Source organism: Chromobacterium paludis (assembly GCF_008275125.1).
GTDB lineage: Bacteria > Pseudomonadota > Gammaproteobacteria > Burkholderiales > Chromobacteriaceae > Chromobacterium > Chromobacterium paludis.
This window is the reverse complement of record NZ_CP043473.1, coordinates 4188010-4208843: the sequence shown is the minus strand read 5'-3', so window position 1 is coordinate 4208843 and position 20834 is coordinate 4188010. Positions and strand designations below refer to the sequence as shown.

General features: G+C 62.9%; 20 protein-coding genes, 1 tRNA gene and 1 pseudogene. 7 read left to right on the top strand and 15 right to left on the bottom strand.

Annotated features, from left to right (window positions below; all coding sequences use genetic code 11):
• The first annotated feature begins 117 nt into the window (after nt 1–117).
• Together FYK34_RS20045 and FYK34_RS20040 are read left to right on the top strand one after the other, a co-directional pair.
• Nucleotides 118–1632 (top strand): phospholipase D-like domain-containing protein, encoded by a 1515-nt coding sequence (locus FYK34_RS20045; RefSeq protein WP_149299584.1) that lies wholly within the window; start codon nt 118–120, stop codon nt 1630–1632.
• A gap of 385 nt (nt 1633–2017) precedes the next feature.
• Complete coding sequence (locus FYK34_RS20040; RefSeq protein WP_149299582.1) at nt 2018–4276, top strand: arginine/lysine/ornithine decarboxylase; 2259 nt, start codon at nt 2018–2020, stop codon at nt 4274–4276.
• 62 nt (nt 4277–4338) lie between these two features.
• Here the strand turns inward: FYK34_RS20040 and FYK34_RS20035 are convergent, their stop codons facing one another.
• Both FYK34_RS20035 and FYK34_RS20030 read right to left on the bottom strand, forming a co-directional pair.
• Nucleotides 4339–5250, bottom strand: a complete 912-nt coding sequence (locus FYK34_RS20035) for a sensor domain-containing diguanylate cyclase (protein WP_149299580.1) — start codon at nt 5248–5250, stop codon at nt 4339–4341.
• An 85-nt stretch (nt 5251–5335) separates the two neighbouring features.
• Nucleotides 5336–5965 carry a LysE family translocator gene (locus tag FYK34_RS20030; RefSeq protein WP_149299578.1) on the bottom strand — a complete coding sequence of 210 codons (630 nt, stop codon included), beginning with the start codon at nt 5963–5965 and terminating at the stop codon, nt 5336–5338.
• 130 nt (nt 5966–6095) lie between these two features.
• On the opposite strand from FYK34_RS20030, the gene FYK34_RS20025 reads away from it, so the two are divergent.
• The 3 genes and pseudogenes from FYK34_RS20025 (at nt 6096) to FYK34_RS20985 (ending at nt 7293) form a co-directional block, all read left to right on the top strand.
• Entirely contained in the window at nt 6096–6656 is a 561-nt protein-coding gene (locus tag FYK34_RS20025) for a GNAT family N-acetyltransferase (protein ID WP_149299576.1), read from the top strand.
• 15 nt (nt 6657–6671) lie between these two features.
• Nucleotides 6672–6884 (top strand): annotated as a pseudogene (locus FYK34_RS20990) (LysE family translocator); the annotation flags it as partial.
• 25 nt (nt 6885–6909) lie between these two features.
• The gene (locus FYK34_RS20985; protein WP_331252027.1) at nt 6910–7293 is read left to right on the top strand and encodes a LysE family translocator; all 384 of its coding nucleotides are present in this window, start codon (nt 6910–6912) and stop codon (nt 7291–7293) included.
• Nucleotides 7294–7296: 3 nt separating this feature from the next.
• Here FYK34_RS20985 and FYK34_RS20015 read toward each other — a convergent pair whose 3' ends face one another.
• Both FYK34_RS20015 and FYK34_RS20010 read right to left on the bottom strand, forming a co-directional pair.
• Complete coding sequence (locus FYK34_RS20015) at nt 7297–8088, bottom strand: ferredoxin--NADP reductase (protein WP_196782546.1); 792 nt, start codon at nt 8086–8088, stop codon at nt 7297–7299.
• 35 nt (nt 8089–8123) lie between these two features.
• Nucleotides 8124–8528, bottom strand: a complete 405-nt coding sequence (locus FYK34_RS20010; RefSeq protein WP_149299574.1) for an NUDIX domain-containing protein — start codon at nt 8526–8528, stop codon at nt 8124–8126.
• Between the two features lie 71 nt (nt 8529–8599).
• On the opposite strand from FYK34_RS20010, the gene FYK34_RS20005 reads away from it, so the two are divergent.
• Nucleotides 8600–9535 (top strand): isoaspartyl peptidase/L-asparaginase family protein, encoded by a 936-nt coding sequence (locus FYK34_RS20005; protein WP_149299572.1) that lies wholly within the window; start codon nt 8600–8602, stop codon nt 9533–9535.
• Here the strand turns inward: FYK34_RS20005 and FYK34_RS20000 are convergent.
• Both FYK34_RS20000 and FYK34_RS19995 read right to left on the bottom strand, forming a co-directional pair.
• Nucleotides 9532–10587 carry an NAD(P)H-dependent flavin oxidoreductase gene (locus tag FYK34_RS20000; protein WP_149299570.1) on the bottom strand — a complete coding sequence of 352 codons (1056 nt, stop codon included), beginning with the start codon at nt 10585–10587 and terminating at the stop codon, nt 9532–9534. The genes FYK34_RS20005 and FYK34_RS20000 overlap by 4 nt on opposite strands.
• A gap of 50 nt (nt 10588–10637) precedes the next feature.
• Nucleotides 10638–11786: a trans-sulfuration enzyme family protein gene (locus tag FYK34_RS19995; RefSeq protein WP_149299568.1), complete on the bottom strand. Its 1149-nt coding sequence runs from the start codon at nt 11784–11786 to the stop codon at nt 10638–10640.
• A gap of 232 nt (nt 11787–12018) precedes the next feature.
• On the opposite strand from FYK34_RS19995, the gene FYK34_RS19990 reads away from it, so the two are divergent.
• Nucleotides 12019–13782, top strand: coding sequence for an AMP-dependent synthetase/ligase (locus tag FYK34_RS19990; RefSeq protein WP_149299566.1), 1764 nt, complete (start codon nt 12019–12021; stop codon nt 13780–13782).
• A 55-nt stretch (nt 13783–13837) separates the two neighbouring features.
• On the opposite strand, the gene FYK34_RS19985 is transcribed toward FYK34_RS19990, so the two are convergent.
• From FYK34_RS19985 to ispE, 9 genes are all read right to left on the bottom strand, one after another.
• Nucleotides 13838–14500, bottom strand: a complete 663-nt coding sequence (locus FYK34_RS19985) for an amino acid ABC transporter permease (protein ID WP_149299564.1) — start codon at nt 14498–14500, stop codon at nt 13838–13840.
• A 73-nt stretch (nt 14501–14573) separates the two neighbouring features.
• Nucleotides 14574–15305: a transporter substrate-binding domain-containing protein gene (locus FYK34_RS19980; protein ID WP_231137324.1), complete on the bottom strand. Its 732-nt coding sequence runs from the start codon at nt 15303–15305 to the stop codon at nt 14574–14576.
• 192 nt (nt 15306–15497) lie between these two features.
• Nucleotides 15498–16442 carry a GNVR domain-containing protein gene (locus FYK34_RS19975; protein ID WP_168209817.1) on the bottom strand — a complete coding sequence of 315 codons (945 nt, stop codon included), beginning with the start codon at nt 16440–16442 and terminating at the stop codon, nt 15498–15500.
• Between the two features lie 177 nt (nt 16443–16619).
• Complete coding sequence (gene ychF / locus FYK34_RS19970; protein WP_149299557.1) at nt 16620–17711, bottom strand: redox-regulated ATPase YchF; 1092 nt, start codon at nt 17709–17711, stop codon at nt 16620–16622.
• 67 nt (nt 17712–17778) lie between these two features.
• The gene (pth, locus tag FYK34_RS19965; protein WP_149299555.1) at nt 17779–18360 is read right to left on the bottom strand and encodes an aminoacyl-tRNA hydrolase; all 582 of its coding nucleotides are present in this window, start codon (nt 18358–18360) and stop codon (nt 17779–17781) included.
• Nucleotides 18361–18453: 93 nt separating this feature from the next.
• Nucleotides 18454–18741, bottom strand: coding sequence for a 50S ribosomal protein L25 (gene rplY, locus FYK34_RS19960; protein WP_149299553.1), 288 nt, complete (start codon nt 18739–18741; stop codon nt 18454–18456).
• A gap of 61 nt (nt 18742–18802) precedes the next feature.
• Nucleotides 18803–19786, bottom strand: coding sequence for a ribose-phosphate pyrophosphokinase (locus FYK34_RS19955; protein ID WP_149299550.1), 984 nt, complete (start codon nt 19784–19786; stop codon nt 18803–18805).
• Between the two features lie 89 nt (nt 19787–19875).
• A tRNA-Gln gene (locus FYK34_RS19950) sits at nt 19876–19950 on the bottom strand.
• A gap of 6 nt (nt 19951–19956) precedes the next feature.
• Nucleotides 19957–20811, bottom strand: coding sequence for a 4-(cytidine 5'-diphospho)-2-C-methyl-D-erythritol kinase (gene ispE / locus FYK34_RS19945; protein WP_149299548.1), 855 nt, complete (start codon nt 20809–20811; stop codon nt 19957–19959).
• Nucleotides 20812–20834: the final 23 nt, after the last annotated feature.

Sequence of the window (20834 nt, the reverse complement as noted above, 5' to 3'; positions counted from 1 at the left end):
TGTTTTAATGAGACGAAAATTTTCAAAAATACGACAGGGTTTAGGCGGTTTTATTTGATACAAAACCTGGAAATGAACTGTATTTTGAATTTTGTCAAACAATATTCCTAAGCGCAAATGAACCGAGACGAGCAGTCCCTACAGACCTTGCAATTCGTCCGCCAGCTGGCGGAACAGGCCTTGTCGCGCTCAGCCGGCGCGCCACTGATCACCGGAAACCAGGTAGCGCTGCTGTACGACAGCGCGGATAACTTCCCCGCCTGGGAAAAAGCGCTCGCCGCCAGCCAGGATTCCATCCTGATCGAAATGTATATCTTCGCCAATGATCAATTTGGCTTTAAGATTCGTGAAATCCTTATAGAAAAAGCAAAGCAAGGCATCCAAGTTTGTCTACTCTATGACTGGCTAGGCAGTTGGCGCTCTCATTTATCGAGCTTCTTCAAGCCGCTTCAGGAAGCCGGCGCCCAGGTGCGCGCCTATCATCCGCCCAGCCTGAGCGGCGGACTCAGCCTGCTGGGCCGCAACCATCGCAAGATGATCATCGTCGATAGGCGCGAGCTGTTCGTCTCCGGCCTGTGCATCAGTCAAAGCTGGCGGGGCGCGCCGGACAAAGGACTGGCGCCGTGGCGCGATACCGGCCTGGCTTTGCGCGGTCCGCTGCTGGCGCCGGCGCTGGCGGCGTTCGCCGATAGCTGGGCCTGCTGCGGCGCGCCGCTGGAGCCGCGCTGGCTGGAACCCGCCGATACCCAAGCTTGCGGCGAAACGGCGGCGCGGCTGATCGCCACCACCCCGTCCACCGCGCGCATGATGCGGCTGGACTTGCTGGTGGCCAGCTTTGCCCGCAGCACGCTGTGGCTGACCGATGCGTATTTCATGGCCACCAGCCTCTACTTGTCCGCGCTGCAGCAAGCCGCCCGCGACGGCGTGGACGTGCGGCTGCTAGTGCCGCGATCCAGCGATATCCGCTGGATCGCCACCATCTCCCGCACCCAGTACCGCTCGCTGCTGGAGGCTGGCGTGCGCGTGTTCGAATGGGACGGCCCGATGATTCACGCCAAGACGGCGGTGGCTGATGGCCGCTGGGCGCGCATCGGCTCCACCAATCTGAATTTGTCCAGCTGGCTGGTCAACCGCGAACTGGACATCGCCTTGGAAGACGAAAGCCTGGCCTCGCAGCTGGCGGAGCGCTTCCTGCTGGACCTGGAGCAGGCCACCGAGATCGTGCTCAAGCCGACGCGCCGCCGCCCGGTGCCCACCCCGGTGCGCCAGGAGAAACGGCGTCCCGGCTCCACCAGGGAGCGGGCGCTGAGCGGCGCCAGCGCCGCCGCGCGCCAGGCCGCTCGCCTGGGCGATATGCTGGGCGCGGTGGTGCATGGCAGCCGCAGCGTGGAAAGCAGCGAGGCGCCGGCTTTTCTCAGCATCGGCCTCGCCCTGTGCCTGCTGGCCCTGGCCATCGCCTATTTCCCTTGGCTGGCGGCAGCGCCGCTTACCCTGTTGCTGGCTAGCGCCGGCCTGGCCACAGTGGTCAAATCCCTCAGCCTCTATCGAACAAAGCGGCAAAAAAAACAACAGTCGGATGCGGCTGGAAACGATGCGGCGCCCAACCGCGACAACCACCGGGAGCCGCAATAAAAACAGCCGCTTACCCCCCACTCCCGCGCCATGCCGGAGCCGAGCTTTTCCTCCACCGCCCGCCGCTAGGCAAATTTTTTTCATGCCTGCCGCATCGCAGCACAACACGCCATGCAAAAGGTCTACAATGCGCGCTTTCTTGGGATGTTCTCCAGGCCGGCTGACGTGAAGCGACCACAGGTCGCCAGGTACGGACCGCGGCGCAAAGCGCCCCGTTTTATTCGCGCCTCAAGGCCAGCCTCCAGGGCGGCGGCGAAGACTCGTTCTTCCACCGTGCGTACAGATCTGCGCCCCACGCGCACCTAGCGACACTGCCACGGCATGGTCCGGTGACGCCACCCGACCCCGCCGCAGTGTCCGAGTTAAAGCAACTAAGGACTCAGGTATGCGTTTTCACTTCCCCATCGTGATCATCGACGAGGATTTCCGCTCGGAAAACACCAGCGGCTCCGGCATCCGCGAACTGGCCGCCGCCATGGAGGCGGAAGGCATGAGCGTGATCGGCTACACCAGCTACGGCGATCTCACCTCCTTCGCCCAGCAGCAGAGCCGCGCCGCCGGCTTCATCCTGTCGATAGACGACGAGGAATTCCAAACAGAAGACACCGCGCAGCAGGCGCTGGGTAATCTGTACGGCTTCGTCGCCGAAATCCGCCGCCGCAACCCGGACATCCCGGTCTACTTGTACGGCGAGACCCGCACCGCGCGCCACATCCCCAACGACATCCTGCGCGAGCTGCACGGCTTCATCCACATGCATGAGGACACGCCGGAATTCGTGGCCCGCCACATCATCCGCGAGGCCAAGAGCTACCTGGACAACCTGGCGCCGCCGTTCTTCCGCGCGCTGGTGGACTACGCCTACGACGGCTCCTACTCCTGGCACTGCCCCGGCCACTCCGGCGGCGTGGCCTTCCTGAAGAGCCCGGTGGGCCAGATGTTCCATCAGTTCTTCGGCGAGAACATGCTGCGCGCCGACGTCTGCAACGCGGTGGACGAGCTGGGCCAGCTGCTGGACCACACCGGCCCGGTGGCGGCGTCCGAGCGCAATGCCGCGCGCATCTTCAACGCCGACCACCTGTTCTTCGTCACCAACGGCACCTCCACCTCGAACAAAATCGTCTGGCACAGCTGCGTCGCCGCCGGCGACATCGTGCTGGTGGACCGCAACTGCCACAAGTCCAACCTGCACGCCATCATCATGACCGGCGCCATCCCGGTGTTCCTGATGCCGACGCGCAACCACTACGGCATCATCGGCCCGATCCCGAAATCCGAATTCCAGCCGGACACCATCAAGAAGAAGATCCTGGCCAACCCGTTCGCGCGCGAGATGCTGGAGAAGCACCCCAACCGCAAGCCGCGCATCCTGACGCTGACCCAGTCCACCTACGACGGCATCCTATACAACGTCGAAGAGATCAAGGGCTTGCTGGACGGCGAGGTGGACACGCTGCACTTCGACGAAGCCTGGCTGCCGCACGCCAGCTTCCATGACTTCTATCGCGACTTCCACGCCATAGGCGAGGGCCGTCCGCGTTGCGAAGACAGCCTGATCTTCTCCACCCAATCCACCCACAAGCTGTTGGCCGGCATCAGCCAGGCCTCGCAAATCCTGGTGCAAGACCCGCAGAACCGCCAGCTGGACACCGCCTGGTTCAACGAGGCCTACCTGATGCACACCTCGACCAGCCCGCAATACTCGATCATCGCCAGCTGCGACGTGGCCGCCGCGATGATGGAACAGCCGGGCGGCCAATCGCTGGTGGAAGAATCCTTGGTGGAGGCGATGGAGTTCCGCCGCGCCATGCGCAAGGTGGACGATGAGTACGGCCGCGACTGGTGGTTCAGCGTATGGGGGCCGGACGACCTGTCCGACGACGGCATCTGCGACCAGGCCGACTGGACCCTGCGCCCCGACGAGCGCTGGCACGGCTTCGCCGGCATCGAGGAAGGCTTCAACATGCTGGACCCGATCAAGGCCACCGTGCTGACGCCGGGCCTGGACGTGGACGGCAGCTTCGAGGAAATGGGCATCCCGGCCGCCATCGTCACCAAGTACCTGACCGAGCACGGCGTGGTGGTGGAAAAGACCGGTCTGTACAGCTTCTTCATCATGTTCACCATCGGCATCACCAAGGGCCGCTGGAACACGCTGATCTCGCTGCTGCAACAGTTCAAGGACGATTTCGACAAGAACCAGCCGATGTGGCGCGTGATGCCTGAGTTCGTCGCCAAGCATCCGCAGTACGAGCGCGTGGGCCTGCAAGACCTATGCCAGCGCATCCACGGCCTGTACGCCAAGCACGACGTGGCACGGCTGACCACGGACATCTACCTGTCCGACATGGAGCCGGCCATGCGCCCGGCCGACGCCTTCGCCAAAATGGCCCACCGCGAGATCGAGCGCGTGCCGGTGGAACAGCTGGAAGGCCGCGTCACCGCGGTGCTGCTGACGCCGTACCCGCCGGGCATCCCGTTGCTGATTCCAGGCGAGCGCTTCAACAAGACCATCGTCGACTACCTGCGCTTCGCCCAGGCCTTCAACCGCGAGCTGCCGGGCTTCGAAACCGACGTCCATGGCCTGGTGGCGGTGGAAGTGCAAGGCCGCAAGGTTTACTGCGTGGATTGCGTCAAGCAATAAGCCGAACGGTAGAAACGACAAAGGCGGGAGCGATCCCGCCTTTTTTCATGCCTCCCCGCGCCTCACAGCCAAGTCACCAGCCGATTGCGGCCGGCCTCCTTGGCCCGATACAAGCCGTCATCCGCCCGCGCCAGCGCGGCAGCCACCGTGTCACCGTTCTGCAGCAGGGTCAGTCCAGCGGAGCAGGTGTAAGAGAATTCCGGCTTGTCGGCCAAAGGCCGCGATTGGGCCACCGCGGCCAGCAGCGCTGTCAGCATCAGCTCCGCCTCGCGCAGCGCGCGGTCCGGCAGCAAGAGCAGGAATTCCTCTCCGCCCATGCGCCCCAGGCCCTCCTTGGGCTTGAGCAAGGGCTGGACGCGCCGCACGAAGTCGCGCAATACCTCGTCGCCTATCAGGTGGCCATGCGTGTCGTTGATGCGCTTGAAATGATCCAGGTCCAGAATCGCCACCGCCCCAGCGGGCGGAGAGCGCTTCAGCAGCACTTCCAGATGGTTCATGATATGGGCGCGATTGCTGATGCCGGTCAAGGCGTCGGTCAGCGCCGCGCGCTGAGCCAGGTCGCGCGCCACGCGCAATTCGCGCTCGTCCGCGTGCAGGCTGGAGATATCGCTGCCCACGCACCACATCCAACCATCGGCCTGCACCGTCTCCGTCATCCAGATCCAGCGGCCGTCGGTCAGGTCCGCCTCGAAGGTGCGAAACGGCAGCTTGCCGCGCCGCGAGCGCGCCGAGGTGATCCAGGCCTCGATATCGTCGGTGCGGATGCAGCTGCCGTGGCCTTGCTCATATCCTCGCCGCATCAGCTGCTCCCAGCTCAGCCGCTCGTCGGCGCCGACGCCGAACGTCTCGCAAAAAGCCGGATTAGCGAAGCGCAGCTGGTCGTGAATGTCGAATAGGGCGATCAGCAGCTGGCTTTCTTGTTGCAAAGACAGCAGGCGATCGGCGATATCGGGTTCCTGGCAAGGGTCGGCCATATTTGGCGCTCCGCAAAGACGCAGACCAGGGCCGGCTCGCGCCCGCCCCATTCATTCCAGCATAGTCGAGCGCCCGCGCTCGGCGTCACTGCCGCGAAGCCGTCAGCAGCCGCAAGGCGAGGCCGCCAAACACCATGGCCAGCAGATATTGCGGCCACCGTCCGCCCTTGCCGCCGGCCAGCGTCCTGCCCATGCGGCTGCTGGCCACGATCACCAGCGCGTTGACGCCAAGGCCCACCACGTTCAGCACCGTGGCCAACAACATGATCTGCAACGCCACCGGCCCGACCTGCGGCTCGACGAACTGCGGGAACAGCGCCAGCACGAACAGCGCCATCTTGGGATTCAGCAGATTGGTGGCCAGTCCCTGCAGCGCGATGCGGCGCAAGGGCTGCACGGCGGCAGCCGCCCTGGAGGAACGCAGCACGCTCTTGCTGCGCAAGGTGGTCCAGGCCAGGTACAGCAGGTAGGCGGCGCCGGCAATGCGCACCGCGTCATAGGCCATGGGCACCAGCACGAATAGCTGGGCCAGACCCAGCGCCGCCAGCAGCGCATGGCAATAGGTGCCGAGCTGGATGCCGAACAAGGTGGCGAAGCCGGCGCGCAGTCCCTGGCCCGCGCTGCGGCTGGCGATCAGCAACATGTCCGGGCCTGGCGTGGCGGCCAGGGCGAGGCAGGCGAGGGAAAACAGCAGGAGGGTGGACAAGGCGGGCACAGGAGACTCCTCAAGCGCTTACGAAGCGCACTCATCATACCGTCATCGTGACGATGGAGACAGCTCGTTCCACTCTGGAAACGCTCCCGCCTTTACGGTATATCTACTTGTCCTATCAAAAGGAGCTGCCATGGACTTCCCCACCCTGCTCACCGAGCGGCTGACGCTGCGCGAGATCACGCCGGACGACGCGCCGGCCTTGCTGGCCATCCATGGCGATGCCGAAACGATGCGCTGGTTCGGCTCCGACCCGCTGACTACGCTGGAACAGGCCAGCCAGATGGTGAAAACGTTCGCCAGTTGGCGAAGCTTGCCCGCGCCCGGGACGCGCTGGGGAGTCGCTCTGCGCAGCGGCGGCCCGCTGATCGGCAGCGTGGGCTTGTTCAAATGGAACCGCGGCTGGCGTTGCTGCACGCTGGGCTATGAGCTGGCGCGCGAACATCACGGGCAGGGCCTGATGGCCGAAGCGCTGCGCGCCGCGCTGGCCTGGGGCTTCGACCATATGGAACTGAACCGGATCGAGGCCCAGGTGCATCCGGACAACCTGGCATCCTTGAAGCTGTTGCAGCGCCTGGATTTCCAACAGGAGGGCCGCGCACGCCAGGCCGGCTTCTGGCTGGGTCGCTACCAGGACCTGATCAATCTGTCGCTGCTGCGCGAGGATAGCGCGCTGGCAAAGGCCAGCGCCTGAAAAGGGAAGAAATCCATGCACCACTACCCGCTGTTCCTGCTGATGGCTAGCCTGGCCATCTTGACGCCCGGCCCCGGCGTGCTGAACTCGCTGGGCAACGCGCTGCGTTTCGGCCTAAAAGGCAGCCTGCCCGGCATACTAGGCGTCGCCAGCGGCAGTTTCATCGTCGCGGCACTGTCCGCCACCGGCCTGGGCCTGTTGCTGGCCGCCTCCGCGCTGGCCTTCGCCACGCTGAAATGGCTGGGCGCCGGCTATTTGTTCTATCTGGGCATCAAGCTGCTGCGCGCGCCGGCCTTCCGCTTCGACGCGCCCGAGGCCAACCGGCAGCCGGCAGCCGGCCTGGCGGCAGTTCGCCGCCGGCATGCTGCTGCAGATGAGCAACCCGAAATCGATTTTCTTCTTTCTGGCCATCTTCCCGCAATTCATCGCCGCCGGCAGCGCGCATTACGCGGGCGAATTCCTGCTGCTGGTGAGCAGCTACAGCGCGCTGCTGGTGCTGATCCACAGTGCCTACGCCTTGCTGGCCCATTCCATGCGCCGCTGGCTGAACAATGAGCGCGGCGGCCATCTGGTCAACAAGGCCAGCGGCGCCAGCTTCCTGCTGTTCGGCAGCCTGCTGGCGGCATCCAATCGCTGAGTTTTACCAGCCGTTTTCCAGCACGATATGGCCCGGCGCGTTCTGCCGGGTCATGCGGTAGCCCATCTTCATCAGCTGGCGGTGGGTGTCCTCCACCATCTTGGGATTGCCGCACAGCATGAAGCGGCTGTGTTCTGGCGACATCGTCAGGCCGGCGCGCGCGGCCAATTCGCCGCTCTCCAGCAAGGCGGGAATGCGCTGGCTCAACATGCCGGCCGGCGCGTTACGCGTCACCACCGGCAGGTATTGCAGCTTGCCGCCGTGTTCGCCCCACAACGGATGGTCGCGCAGTTCGGCGATCTCGTTCTGAAACGACAGCTCCTCCGCCTCGCGCACGCAATGCGCCAGCACGATGCGCTCGAAGCGTTGCCACACTTCGGGCTGCTTCAGGATGGACAGATAGGGCGCGATGCCGGTGCCGGTGGCCAGCAGCCACAGGTCGCGGCCATCCGGCAGCCGGTCCGCCTCGAAGAACCCCATGGCGCGCTTGTCCAGCATCACCTGGCCGCCCGGCTGCAGCAGGGCCAGGCGCGAGCTGAACTGTCCTTCCGGCACTACGATGGAATAGAACTCCAGATGCTCGTCATAAGCCGCCGAGCACATCGAATACGCGCGCCACACCTGTCCGCCGGTCTCCAAGGGCAGTCCCAGCCGCGCGAATTGCCCCGGCGCGAAACGGAAACCGGCCGGCCGAGTCAGCCGGAAGCTGATCAGCTTGTCGGTCCAGCGCTTCATGTCCGTAATGGTTTCGGTGGTGTATTTCTGCTGCATCTCGGCTTCCAGGGCGGCGTCCATCTCGAAATCCTATTGTTGATCAATTTACTCAACAATTATGCGCCGGACAGACTCCCCTTGCCAAGCCACTCGGCCAGTTGCGGATGCAGCCCCTCGCGCGGCCAAGCGGAAATCTCTTCTAAAGCCAAGATCAACAAGGCATCGACTTCCGGCCCCAGCCGCCAGCTATCCGGCAAGCGTCCTTGGAACAGGGCGCAGCATTCGCCGTCCAGCGTCATCTCGCCCAGCGGCTGCAAATCCAGCCCGCTCACGCCCAGCTCCTCTTCCAGCTCCCGCAAAGCCGCTTGCCGCGGCGACTCGCCCGGCTCGATTCCGCCGCCCGCGGCGAAATCGAGGCAGCCCGGATGGCTGTCGTCATCCCGCGCGCGTCGCTGCCACGCGCAACGCTGGCCATCGCTCAACAGTATCAGTACGCTGCTGGCTGGATCCATGCCGTCCATCTTGCTCTCCGTCGCGAAAACGCGATGCTAACATCATGCGGCTGATTTGAAAGCCGATCAGGAGATTCACCATGACCATCGCCCTGGCCCTGCACGGCGGCGCCGGCACGCTGCGCCGCTGCGATATGGATGCCGAACAAGAACGCGAATACCGCGCCGGCCTGGCGCGCGCGCTGGACGCCGGCTACGCCATCCTTCGCGGCGGCGGCTCGGCGCTGGACGCCGTTTGCGCCTGCGTATGCGCGCTGGAAGACGATCCGCTGTTCAATGCCGGCCGCGGCTCGGTTTTCAATCTGGACGGCAAGCAGGAAATGGAGGCGGCGGTGATGGACGGCGCCCGCCAGGACGCAGGCAGCGTCACCGGACTCTCCCGCGTGCGCAACCCGGTATTGCTGGCGCGTGCGGTGATGGAAGCCACCCCGCACGTCACCCTGGGCTACGCCGCCGCGGAGGACTTCGCCGCGCGCATCGGCGCGGCGATGCAAGCGCCGGAATACTTCCACACCGACAAGCGCTGGCAAGCGCTGTTATTGGAAAAGGAAAGGCTGGCCAATGGCGGCGCGGACGACGAGATTCCAGAAGACCGCAAGCACGGCACCGTCGGCGCCGCGGCGCTGGACGCGCAAGGCCGGCTGGCGGCGGCCACCTCCACCGGAGGACGCACCGCCAAGTGGCCGGGCCGCATAGGGGATACGCCGGTGATAGGCGCCGGCACCTGGGCAGACGGGCATTGCGCGGTGTCCGGCACCGGCCACGGCGAATACTTCATACGCGCCGCAGTCTGCCATGAAATTTCGGCCCGCATGCGCTACCTGGACGAGACGCTGGAGACGGCATGCGACGCCGTCATTCACTGTCAGTTGGCCAAGATGGGCGGCAGCGGCGGCGTGGCCGCCGTAGACCGCCAGGGCCGCGTGGCCCTGCCTTTCAACTGCGAAGGCATGTACCGCGCGGCCATAGACGGCACGGGACGCCGCCTGGTCGCCATCTACCGCGGCGCAGCCTAGCGATACGCGGCCTGCCACTCCGCCTGCAACAGGGACATCAGCTCCGCGGCCGGCAATTCGCGCGCTTCGGCCACGCTTTCGCCGGCCCACAGCGACATCAGATCGCTTCGCCCCGCCTTGGCGGCAGCCGCGCGCAGCGGGCCGGTCAGCGCATTGGTCACCGGATAGGGCGGCAACTGGTCCTGCCAAGGCGACATCGACTCGATATAACGATTGCTCAGTCCGCGCGCATAGCGGCCGGAGAACGCGCGAGTCAGGCAGGTATCGCCAGCCTTGGCCTGGGCCAGGGCCTGCTTCCATGCCGACGAGATGCCGGACTCCGGACAGCGCAGGAAGGCCGTGCCCAGCTGGCAGGCCTGGGCGCCATGGCGCATCGCGGCGGCGATGTCGCGGCCGTGCATGATGCCGCCCGCGGCAATCACCGGCAGCGGCAGATTCTGCGCCAGCTCGTACACCAAGGACAGCATGGGGCGCAGCGACTGCAACGGCTCCCCGATGAAAGTGCCGCGGTGGCCGCCGGCCTCTCGCCCCTGGGCGCATACCGCATCCGCGTCCAGCTCGGCCCAAGCCAGGCCCTCGGCCAGATTGGTGGCCGTGCCGATCACCAGGATTCCGGCCGTTTTCAATTCGCGCATCTGTTCCGGCCGCAGCATGCCGAAAGTGAAGCTGACCACCGCCGGGCGCAAGGCCAGCACCATGGCCAGTTGCGCGTCGAATGACTGGCAGAACCGTCCGGGCGCGGTCGGCGGCTTCAGCCCCAGCTCGGCATGCCAGGGCCGCAGCAGATCCAGCGCGCCCTTCAATGCCGATGCGCTGGCAAGCGGTTCATCCTGCACGAACAGATTGATGCCGAAAGGCTGAACCGTGCGCGAGCGGATGCGTGCCGCCTCCTCGCGCATCTGCTCCGGCGACAGCATGGCCCCGGCCAGAAAGCCCAGGCCGCCCGCCTCGCTCACCGCCGCCACCAATTGCGGCGTGGTCGCGCCGCCGGCCATCGGCGCCTGTATCACCGGTAATTTCAGCTGCAATCGTTGCCAAAACGCTGGCGGCATTCGCTTCCTCCTGATTGCGCGAGCGCGCGGCCCGCCAAATGATTGCCCGACTATGCCTCCGCGAGGGCCTGTTCCAGATCGGCCAAGAGGTCGTCGATATCCTCGATGCCCACCGACAAGCGCAGGCCTCCCTCCACGATGCCCAGCGCGGCTTTGCGCTCCGCCGGCATGCTGCCGTGCGACATGGTGTAGCTGTGGTTGACCAGCGACTCCACCCCGCCCAAGGACTCCGCCAGGGCAAACAGTCGCAGTTTTTGCGCGAAACGGCTGGCCGCCTCGCGGCTGTCTTCGCGCAGCCTGATGCTGACGATGCCGCCGAAGCGCTTCATCTGCCGCTTGGCCAACGCATGGTCCGGATGTTCCGGCAGGCCGGGATAGAAAACCTGGGCCACCTTGTCATGCCGGCTCAGAAAATCCGCCACCTTCTCCGCATTGTCGCAATGCCGCTCCATGCGCAGCGCCAGGGTCTTGATGCCGCGCAGGGTCAGGAAGCAATCCTGCGGCCCCGGCACCGCGCCGGCGGCGTTCTGGACGAAGCGGATGTCCTGGAACAGCTTGTCGTCGCTGACCGCCACCAGGCCAAGCAGCACGTCGGAATGGCCGCCCAGATACTTGGTGGCCGAATGCACGACGATGTCCGCCCCCAGCGTCAACGGCCGCTGCAAATACGGCGTGGCGAAGGTATTATCCACCGCCACCTTTACACCATGACGATGCGCTATCGCGCTCAGTGCCGCGATATCGACCAGGCCCAGCAAGGGGTTGGTGGGCGACTCCAGCCACAGCAGCCGCGTGGCCGGCGAGATGGCCGCCTCCAACAGGGCGGGATCGGACAGGTCGACGAAGCGCACATGGATGCCGGCCGGCTGCATCACCTGGGTCAGCAGACGATAAGCGCCGCCATAAAGATTGGCCACGGCCAGCACTTCATCGCCGGGTTTCAGGCTGGCGCGCAATACCGCGTCTATCGCCGCCATGCCGCTGGAAAAGGCCAGACCATGGCGCGCCTCCTCCAGGCTGGCCAGGCAATCTTCCAGCGCGCTGCGCGTAGGGTTGCCGCTGCGGGCGTAAACAAACGGCATGGCTTCCCCGACATGGTCATAAGCAAAGGCCGAGGTCTGGTACAGCGGCGGCATCACCGACCGGTTATGGTCGGCGCTGTCGTAGCCGACATGGATGGCGCGAGTGGAAAATTTCACAAAAACTCCTCAAAATCATAAGCTTGGGCAAACCGTCTGACAATCCAACGCAAATCGCCGGCAAATCATGCATTCGCCATGACCATTTCATCGCATCGCAACCATTTCAACGCAATTGCGAGCAAATCTCGGCAACTTGCCCTGATCTCAGCCAAGTCTGCGCCGTTTTTCGCTTTACATAGCCGGGCTTTAGGGCTATTTTGCAGCGTTTCGCATTAAAACCATCGTTTGCATGAAGCTAGAACGCGTTTTCGACATCCTGTCCCACCAGCTCGAGTCATATCCCAGAGCAGACTGCCTGGCCGCCAAAGCCGGCAAATCGTGGCGACAATTGTCGACCAGCGAAGTACGGGATACCGTCGACCGCCTCAGCCTGGGCTTACTGGAGCTGGGCATAGGGCGCGGCGACAAGGTGGCCATAGCCGCAGACAACAGCATCGAGTGGGTGCTGGTGGATATCGCGCTGCAACAGATCGGCGCGGTCAGCGTGCCGCTCTACCCCACCGTCACCCTTGATGATGCACGCTATATCCTGGCGCATGCCGAGGTCAAGCTGGCTTTTGCCGGCAGTGCTGCATTGCAACGCAAGCTGTACGAAGCGCTGGGCAAGCTGTCCTGCCCCATCTACGGCCTGACGGATATCGAGGGCGTGCCGTCCTGGCGCGAGATCGCCGAACATGGCCGCACCGAACGCCAGTCCGAGCTGGACGCGCTGCGCGCCGCCGTGCGTGCCGACGATGTTTACACCATCATCTATACCTCCGGCACCACCGGCCGCTCCAAGGGCGTGATGCTGAGCCACCGCAACGTGCTGAGCACCGTGGTCGCCACCGCGGCCTTCACCGGTCTGCCGCAAGGCCGCTGCCGCGCGCTGAGCTTCTTGCCGCTGTCGCACATCTTCGAGCGCGCCGGCGTGTTCTACTACCTGTACAGCGGCACCGGCATCTATTTCAGCAGCGTGGAATGCCTGTCCTCGGCGCTGGCCGACATCAAGCCGCATACCTTCAGCGCCGTGCCGCGCGTGCTGGAAAAAGTGCATGAGAAGCTGGTGGGCAAGGCGCGCGATCTCAGCGGCGCCAAGCGCCGCCTCTACCAATGGGCACTGGCCCGCGCCGAGTCCTTCGATCCCAACCGCAAGTTGTCGCTGCTGGAGTCCATCAAGCACGCGCTGGCCGACAAGCTGGTATACAGCAAATGGCGCGCCGGCATGGGCGGCGAGCTGATTTCCATCAACGTCGGCTCCGCCGCGCTGCAACCGCGACTGGCCCGCATGTTCTGGGCCGCCGGCGTGGCCGTGGCCGAGGGCTATGGCATGACCGAGAGCTCCCCGGTGATCTCCGCCAATCCGTTCACGGCGCACGGCGTGCGCATCGGCAGCGTGGGCTTGCCGCTGCCCGGCGTGCAAGTGCGCCTGGCCGACGACGGCGAAATCCTGGTGCGCGGCGACAACGTGATGGTGGGCTATTACAAGGAACCGGAGCTGACTGCGGAAGCCTTGCAGGACGGCTGGCTGCACACCGGCGACATCGGCGTGCTGGAAAACGGCTACCTGCGCATCACCGACCGCAAGAAGGAAATGTTCAAGACCAGCAACGGCAAGTACATTGCGCCGCAAGCACTGGAGAACAAGCTGAAGGAATCGGCCTTCATCGACCAGATCATGGTGGTGGGCGACGGCCAGAAGTACGCCGCCGCGCTGATCGTGCCCTTGTTCGAGAAGCTGAAGGAGTGGTGCGCCGAACACGGCATCGCCTATACCACCGATTGCGAAATGAGCCGCCATCCCAAGATCGTGGAGCTGATAGACCGCGAGATCAAACGCTTCAACCGCTGCTTTGGCAGCTGGGAGCACATCAAGAAATTCTCGCTGCTGGACAAGCCCTGGTGCGTGGATGCCGGCGAGCTGGCGCCGACCCTGAAACTGCGGCGCAAAGTCATCGCCGAACGCTGCCGCGCCATGATAGACGGCATGTACGGCATGCCGGAACCGGCCTAAACGATTCAGCCCCGCGAATGCGGGGCTTTCTCTTTATCGCTCACATTGTCGGAAATCAACGCTGGTGAGCCAGGCTCAGCCTGTTTTCCACGTATCGCTGCACGCGTTCGAACAAGGCGCTCATCAGCCAGTACAAGGCTGCGGCGGCTAGATACAGTGGGAGGGGCTGGAAGGTCTGGGCGATCACTTCCTTGGTGGCCAGCATCAACTCCGTCACCGTGATCACCGACACCAGCGAGGTGTCCTTGATCAGCGAGATCAAGCTATTGGACAAGCTGGGCACCGACAGGCGCAATGCCTGCGGCGCGATGATGTGGCGCATGGTCTGCCACCAGGACAGGCCCAAGGAAAACGCCGCGTCCCATTGCCCCTTGGCCACGCCGGCGATGCCGCCGCGCAGGCTCTCCGACAGATAGGCCGCCACGTTGAGCGTCAGCGCCAACACCCCGGCCGGCACCGGGTCCAGCTCCATCCCCACGCCAGGCAATCCGTAATAGATGACAAAAATCTGCACCAACAGCGGCGTGCCGCGCAGCGCGCTGACGTAAAACGCCGCCAATTGCGACAAGACGGGCAGCTTCGCCACGCGCACCATCGCCACCAGAAAACCCAATGCCAAGCCCAACACCATGGAGACCAGCGCAAACATCAGCGTATGCGCCGCGCCCTTCAGCATCACCGGCAGCGCCGCCTCGAACAGAGCCATCCAATCGTCCATGCCATCCCTTCCCTAGAAAAACCGACGCCCCCGCGCATGCAGGGGCGTCCGCATCGAGCCATGATACTCGGGTTTACTTCTTTGCCGCCGGCGCCTTGGCCACGTCAATACCAAACCACTTGACCGAGATCTTCTTGAAAGTACCGTCGGCCTTCATGCCGGTGAGCGCCTGATCGATCGCCGCCTTGAACTGGGGATTACCCTTGGCGAACGGAATGGCCATGGTCGCCACCTCGCCCACCGGCGCGCCGGCCTTCAGCGGCAGCTTGGCCTGTTTGATGGCGAACGGAATCAGCAGACTGTCGTTCAGCGCCGCGTCCAGACGACCGATGGCCAGGTCTTGCAGATATTCCGGCGCGCCCGGATAGGTCTTGACCTGCACGCCGGCCACGGCCTTGGCCATGTCGGCGTAGTTGCTGCCCTGACCCACCCCCAGCTTCTTGCCGTTCAGGTCGGCCAGGCTCTTGAAGTTGCGCGTTTCGTTCTTGCGCACGATGAGCTGAGCGCTGGAATAGGTGTAAGGCTGGCTGAAATCGAATACTGCCTTGCGCTGCTCGGTCACGCCCACCTGGTTGACCACGATGTCGAACTTGCCGCTCTGCAGGCCGGCTAGCAGGCCGCTCCACTCGGCCGTCGTGAATTCGGGCTTCAGCTTCATGCGTTTGGCGATCTCGGTGGCGATCTCCACATCGAAGCCGGTCAGCTGCTGCTTGGCGTCGCGGAAATTGAACGGCGGGTAGGTTCCCTCCAGCGCGATCTTCAGCGTGCCGCGCTGTTTGACCGCGTCCAGGAGATCGCCAGCCATCGCGGCGGGCATGACAAGAATGGCCACAAGGGCAGGCAGGAGAAGTCGCATATCAATATAACCAAATGAAATTAAGAATATTAAAAATATAGAATTGAAGAATATCAGACTCTGCAAATACATGGCAAGCCCCTGCCCAAATGAAAAAACCCACTGCAAGCAGTGGGTTCGGATCAGACAGCTGGCACCAATTCAGACCGCCACGAGCCGACGCTGTCTCTGCGCTTGCAAGGCCAGGCACAAGCCCGTAGCCACCATCAAACCAACCAGTCCACTCAAGATCACGATCAAGCCGCGCTTAGGGCCAACCTTCTCCACCGGGACGGATGCCGCCAGCACGATCTGCACGTCCTGCGCCGCCTGCAACTGCGCCACCTTGACTTGTTTTTGCAACTCATCAACCATCGCGCGATTGAAATAAAAATCTCGCAGCACTTTCAATTGTTCGCCAGGCAGCCTGGACAAGCTGGAATTGCCTCGCTCCAAATCCGCGCGCAACTGCAGCAATTTACCCGTCTGCCCCTCATTTTCTGCCAGCGCGTTCTGCGCATCCAAAGCCGCAAAACCGGCCAATATCTGTTCGGCGTTGCCATCCAAAGCCAGCTTGTTACGCAAATCCATTTTCTCCATCGCGCTGGCCGCATTATCTAGCTCCCTGCGCGCAATATCGAGGCGGCCACGCATCACAAACAACCGTTTGCTTTGTTCGGTTACATGGCTGTCCAGTATTTGTTGCCGCACGGAACTGGCAAGCGCATTGGCCAAATCCGCCGCCTTTTCCGGCTCGATGTCTCTCACGTTCAACTCAAGCAGGCCATCTTTGTTTGCAGTGGCTTTTAAACGATTGGACAGCGCAATTTTAGCCTCGCGCGTATCCGCGACCTGGTATCGCCCCATCAAATCAAAGCGTTCGACCAGCGCGTCCAGCGTCGCGCCTCCCGTCGCGATTGAAATCCCACCCTGCGCCCCCACCGGTACAGGAATAGCTAGCAGCGCCTTGCCCTCATATTGATTCGGCAATTGAAAAACCACGAATATGGCAACGAGCGCGAACAACATGCCTCCAGCCAACAACCAGCGATACCATGTGCACAGGAAAGACCAAATCTGCGCCAAGTCCAGATCATCATCATGCATTTTATAAGTTCCGTTTTCAACCATATTGCATAGCTTTGGAAGTATTTTAATCTATACACCGGTACCGCGGCAAAAATACAAAGTCACATCTGCAAATACATTAAGCGACGTCACTCAACCCAACCGCAAAAAAATAGCCGCACCTTAGTGCGGCTAGTGCTTACATTAGCATAGGCGTTAAACGTTGAACAAAAAGTTCATCACGTCGCCATCTTGCACCACATAGTCCTTGCCCTCGGCGCGCATCTTGCCTGCTTCCTTGGCCTTGGCTTCGCCGCCCAGGGCGATGAAGTCGGCGTAGGAAATGGTTTGCGCGCGGATGAAGCCGCGCTCGAAGTCGGTGTGGATCACGCCGGCCGCCTGCGGCGCGGTGTCGCCCACATGGATGGTCCAGGCGCGCACTTCCTTCACGCCGGCGGTGAAATAGGTTTGCAGGCCCAGGAGCTTGTAGCCGGCGCGGATCAGTCTATCCAGGCCCGGCTCTTCCAGACCCAGCGTTTCCAGGAACTCGACCTTGTCGGCGTCGTCCAGCTCGGCGATTTCGGACTCGATGGCCGCGCACAGCGCGACGACCGGCGCGCCTTCGCGGGCGGCGTACTCTTCCACCTTGGCCAGCAGCGGATTATTGCTGAAGCCGTCTTCGGCCACGTTGGCCACATACATGGCCGGCTTGATGGTCAGCAAGCAAAGCGGCTTGATCAGCGCCTTGTCTTCATCGGACAGGCCCAGCGAACGCGCCGGCTTGCCTTCGTTCAGGTGCGGCACCAGCTGTTCCAGCACGGCGATCAGCGCGCGCGCGTCCTTGTCCCCGGCTTTGGCCTTCTTGCCTTCGCGAGCGATGGCTTTTTCCACGGCGGACAGGTCGGCCAGCGCCAGCTCGGTCAGAATGGTTTCGATGTCGGCGATCGGGTCCACCTTGCCGGCCACGTGGACGATGTTGTCGTCGTCAAAACAGCGCACCACGTTGACGATGGCGTCGGTCTCGCGGATGTTGGCCAGGAACTGGTTGCCCAGTCCCTCGCCCTTGGAAGCGCCCGCCACCAAGCCGGCGATGTCGACGAACTCGACGATGGCTGGCTGGATTTTCTGCGGGTTGATGATCTTGGCCAGTTCGCCCAGACGATGGTCCGGCACTTCCACGATGCCGACATTCGGCTCGATGGTGCAGAACGGGTAGTTGGCGGCTTCGATGCCTGCCTTGGTCAGCGCGTTGAACAGGGTGGACTTGCCGACATTGGGCAAGCCGACGATTCCGCATTTCAGGCTCATGGCTGTCTTCCTAAACTTTCTTGATTCAATTCATTATGGCGGCGGCCCGTCAGGCCGCCAGCCGCTATCACTTCGCTTCGGTGTGCAGCGTCTTCATCGCCTCGGCCATCTTGCCGGCGACGGCGCGCGGCAGCTCGCGCAAGGAAGCCAGAATGGCTTCATCCAGCGCCTGCTGCTCCTCGGCGCGCGGTTTCTTCAACACGAAGTTGGCCACTTCCTTCTTGTCGCCGGGATGACCGATGCCCAGACGCAGCCGCCAGAAGGCCGGCGAACTCAGCCGAGAGGCGATGTCCTTGAGGCCGTTGTGGCCGCCATGGCCGCCGCCCTGCTTGAAGCGGGCGACGCCGGGCGCCAGGTCCAGCTCGTCATGCACCACCAGGATTTCATCCGGCAGAATCTTGTAAAACTGCGCCAGCGCCAGCACGGCCTGGCCGGACAGGTTCATATACGTCATCGGCTTCAGCAGCCAGACGTCCTGCCCTTCGATATTCACGCGCGCCACGTCACCGTGGAACTTGCCTTCGCTGCGCCAGTTGCCCTTGAACTGCCAGCACAGCTCGTCCACCAGCCAGAAACCGGCGTTGTGTCGCGTCTTTTCATAATCCGGGCCGGGATTGCCCAAGCCCACTATCAGGCGGATACCGGACATGTCTTCACATTCCAAATGAAAAAAGCTCGCTGCCCGCCGCGAGGCGCACAACGAGCTCTTCTCCGTCACCCGCGCGGGCGACGGCAGCAGCGATTACACACGAGCGAAGTCGATGTGCAGCACTTGCTGTTTGTACGGGTGCATTTGGAACGCGGCAACCTTCACCTGTTCCTTCTGGCCATCAATTACCAGTTCCAGCACGGAGGTGTGGAAGTCGGCGTGCTTGACGGCGTGGTAGATGGTGTTGTGGTCCAGTTCCAGGGAAACGGCTTCCTTGCCAGCGCCGTAAACCACGGCCGGCACTTTGCCAGCGTGACGCAGGCGGCGGCTCGCACCCGTACCCAGATCAGCACGCTTGGCAGCAATCAGTTCGTAAGACATGTCAAAACTCCAATTTTCAGATTAAAAGCACCCGGCCCGCCGCGACCAGCGGGCCCGATGTTTACGGCAGGCAAGCGCCCGTCGCAACCAGTTCCTCATTGAAGAGGTAAGACACCGACTCTTCGTTGTTGATCCTGCGCAGCGTCTCGGCCAGCAGGCCCGCGATCGAGGCCACCCGGATGTTCGGGCAGGCTTTGGCCGCGGCGGTCAACGGGATGGTGTCGGTCACCACCACCATGTCGATGTCGGAATTCTTGATGCGGTCCACGGCCTGTCCGGAGAAGATGGCGTGGGTCGCGTAAGCCAGCACGCGTTCGGCGCCGCGCTCCTTCAGAGCGCTGGCCGCCTTGCACAGCGTGTTGGCGGTGTCGATCATGTCGTCGACGATCAGGCAGGTGCGGCCCGACACGTCGCCGATGATGTTCATCACTTCGGCCACATTGGCCTTGGGACGACGCTTGTCGATGATGGCCAGATCGGTGTTCAAAGCCTTGGCCACCGCGCGGGCGCGCACGACGCCGCCAACGTCCGGGCTGACCACGATCAGGTCGTCGAAACGCTGCGAGCGGATGTCCTTCAGCAGCACCGGCGTGGCGTAAACGTTGTCTACCGGAATGTCGAAGAAGCCTTGGATCTGATCGGCATGCAGGTCGACGGTCAGCACGCGGTCGATGCCGGCGCTGGTCAGCATATTGGCCACCAGCTTGGCCGAGATCGGCACGCGGGCGGAACGCGGGCGGCGATCCTGGCGGGCGTAGCCGAAATAGGGAATCGCCGCGGTGATCCGGCCGGCGGAAGCGCGCTTCAGCGCGTCGGCCATGGTCAGGATTTCCATCAGATTGTCGTTGGTCGGGGCACAGGTGGATTGCAGGATGAAAACGTCGCGGCCGCGCACGTTTTCCAGCAGTTCCACCGCCACTTCGCCGTCGCTGAACTTGCCGACATCGGCGCGTCCCAACGAGATATCCAAATGTTTGACTACGTTCTGAGCAAGTTCCGGATTAGCCGTACCGGTAAATACCATCAAACTGTCGTATGCCGCCATGATTCGCTTTGCCTTAGCTGGATAAAGAAAAAGCGTGTAAGGCTCTCTTACACGCTTTTTTCATGCTCTCTCTTATCGGGAGAAAGTCCTGGCTGGGGAGGTAGGGATCGAACCTACGAATGCCGGAATCAAAATCCGGTGCCTTACCACTTGGCGACTCCCCAGTAACCTTATTCAGCGCCGTCGAACAGGGGGTGGACATTCAGCCCTTCCGCAATAAAACCCTGATATTTATTCGACACCGCTCGGTATACTTTATCGGCTTCGTCTTTCGACTCAAACTCCAGAAAAACACAGGCTCCGGAGCCGGTCATCAGCGGCGAACCATATTTTTTCAGTTCGCTCAGCACTTCATTCACCGCTGGAAACATTTCCGTCACAACGCCTTGCAGATCGTTTCTTCGCTGCTGCGTTGTTTCGAGGATTCGCATTATGCCGGCGCCCTCCGCCTCTGTCAACATGCTTTCCGAAAAATTTCGGAATATCGCGGCGGTGGGCACATGCACCTGTGGGTGAATTACCAAATACCAGGCCGGCTTCAAAGAAACCGGCTCCAGGACCTCACCGACACCGGTCGCCAGCGCGTTGCGGCCGAAGATGAAAACCGGCACGTCCGCGCCCAGTTGCAAGCCGAGTCGCTGCAGCCGCTCGCGCGGCCAATTCAAGCGCCACAGCCGATTCAAGGCGATCAATACCGTGGCGGCGTCGGAACTGCCGCCGCCCAGGCCGCCGCCCATGGGCGTACGCTTGTCCAGCATGATGCTGGCGCCAAGCGCGCAACCGCTTTCCCGCTGCAGCAAACGCGCAGCGCGCACGGTCAGGTCCTGCTCCGGCGGCACGCCTGCGGTTGGTGTCAGCAGTTCGATCTCGCCGTCGTCGCGCACCGCCAAGTGCAGCGTGTCGCCAAAATCAATGAAGCGGAACACGGTTTCCAACAGGTGGTAGCCGTCGGGACGCTTGCCCACCACGTGCAATAAGAGATTGAGTTTGGCCGGAGCCGGAAAGGTATGAAACGCTTGCTGCATGGTTGTTCTATTGAAGTGTGCTT

Excerpts from the sequence above, each read along its gene's own strand:
- ychF (WP_149299557.1), bottom strand. The coding sequence starts at position 17,711 with ATGAGCCTGAAATGCGGAATCGTCGGCTTGCCCAATGTCGGCAAGTCC.
- FYK34_RS20045 (WP_149299584.1), top strand. The coding sequence starts at position 118 with ATGAACCGAGACGAGCAGTCCCTACAGACCTTGCAATTCGTCCGCCAG.
- FYK34_RS20035 (WP_149299580.1), bottom strand. The coding sequence starts at position 5,250 with ATGGCCGACCCTTGCCAGGAACCCGATATCGCCGATCGCCTGCTGTCT.
- FYK34_RS20015 (WP_196782546.1), bottom strand. The coding sequence starts at position 8,088 with ATGGACGCCGCCCTGGAAGCCGAGATGCAGCAGAAATACACCACCGAA.
- FYK34_RS19975 (WP_168209817.1), bottom strand. The coding sequence starts at position 16,442 with ATGCATGATGATGATCTGGACTTGGCGCAGATTTGGTCTTTCCTGTGC.
- FYK34_RS19980 (WP_231137324.1), bottom strand. The coding sequence starts at position 15,305 with ATGGCTGGCGATCTCCTGGACGCGGTCAAACAGCGCGGCACGCTGAAG.
- ispE (WP_149299548.1), bottom strand. The coding sequence starts at position 20,811 with ATGCAGCAAGCGTTTCATACCTTTCCGGCTCCGGCCAAACTCAATCTC.
- pth (WP_149299555.1), bottom strand. The coding sequence starts at position 18,360 with ATGTCCGGTATCCGCCTGATAGTGGGCTTGGGCAATCCCGGCCCGGAT.
- FYK34_RS19955 (WP_149299550.1), bottom strand. The coding sequence starts at position 19,786 with ATGGCGGCATACGACAGTTTGATGGTATTTACCGGTACGGCTAATCCG.
- rplY (WP_149299553.1), bottom strand. The coding sequence starts at position 18,741 with ATGTCTTACGAACTGATTGCTGCCAAGCGTGCTGATCTGGGTACGGGT.
- FYK34_RS20010 (WP_149299574.1), bottom strand. The coding sequence starts at position 8,528 with ATGGACGGCATGGATCCAGCCAGCAGCGTACTGATACTGTTGAGCGAT.
- FYK34_RS20025 (WP_149299576.1), top strand. The coding sequence starts at position 6,096 with ATGGACTTCCCCACCCTGCTCACCGAGCGGCTGACGCTGCGCGAGATC.
- FYK34_RS19990 (WP_149299566.1), top strand. The coding sequence starts at position 12,019 with ATGAAGCTAGAACGCGTTTTCGACATCCTGTCCCACCAGCTCGAGTCA.
- FYK34_RS20040 (WP_149299582.1), top strand. The coding sequence starts at position 2,018 with ATGCGTTTTCACTTCCCCATCGTGATCATCGACGAGGATTTCCGCTCG.
- FYK34_RS19985 (WP_149299564.1), bottom strand. The coding sequence starts at position 14,500 with ATGGACGATTGGATGGCTCTGTTCGAGGCGGCGCTGCCGGTGATGCTG.
- FYK34_RS20005 (WP_149299572.1), top strand. The coding sequence starts at position 8,600 with ATGACCATCGCCCTGGCCCTGCACGGCGGCGCCGGCACGCTGCGCCGC.
- FYK34_RS20000 (WP_149299570.1), bottom strand. The coding sequence starts at position 10,587 with ATGCCGCCAGCGTTTTGGCAACGATTGCAGCTGAAATTACCGGTGATA.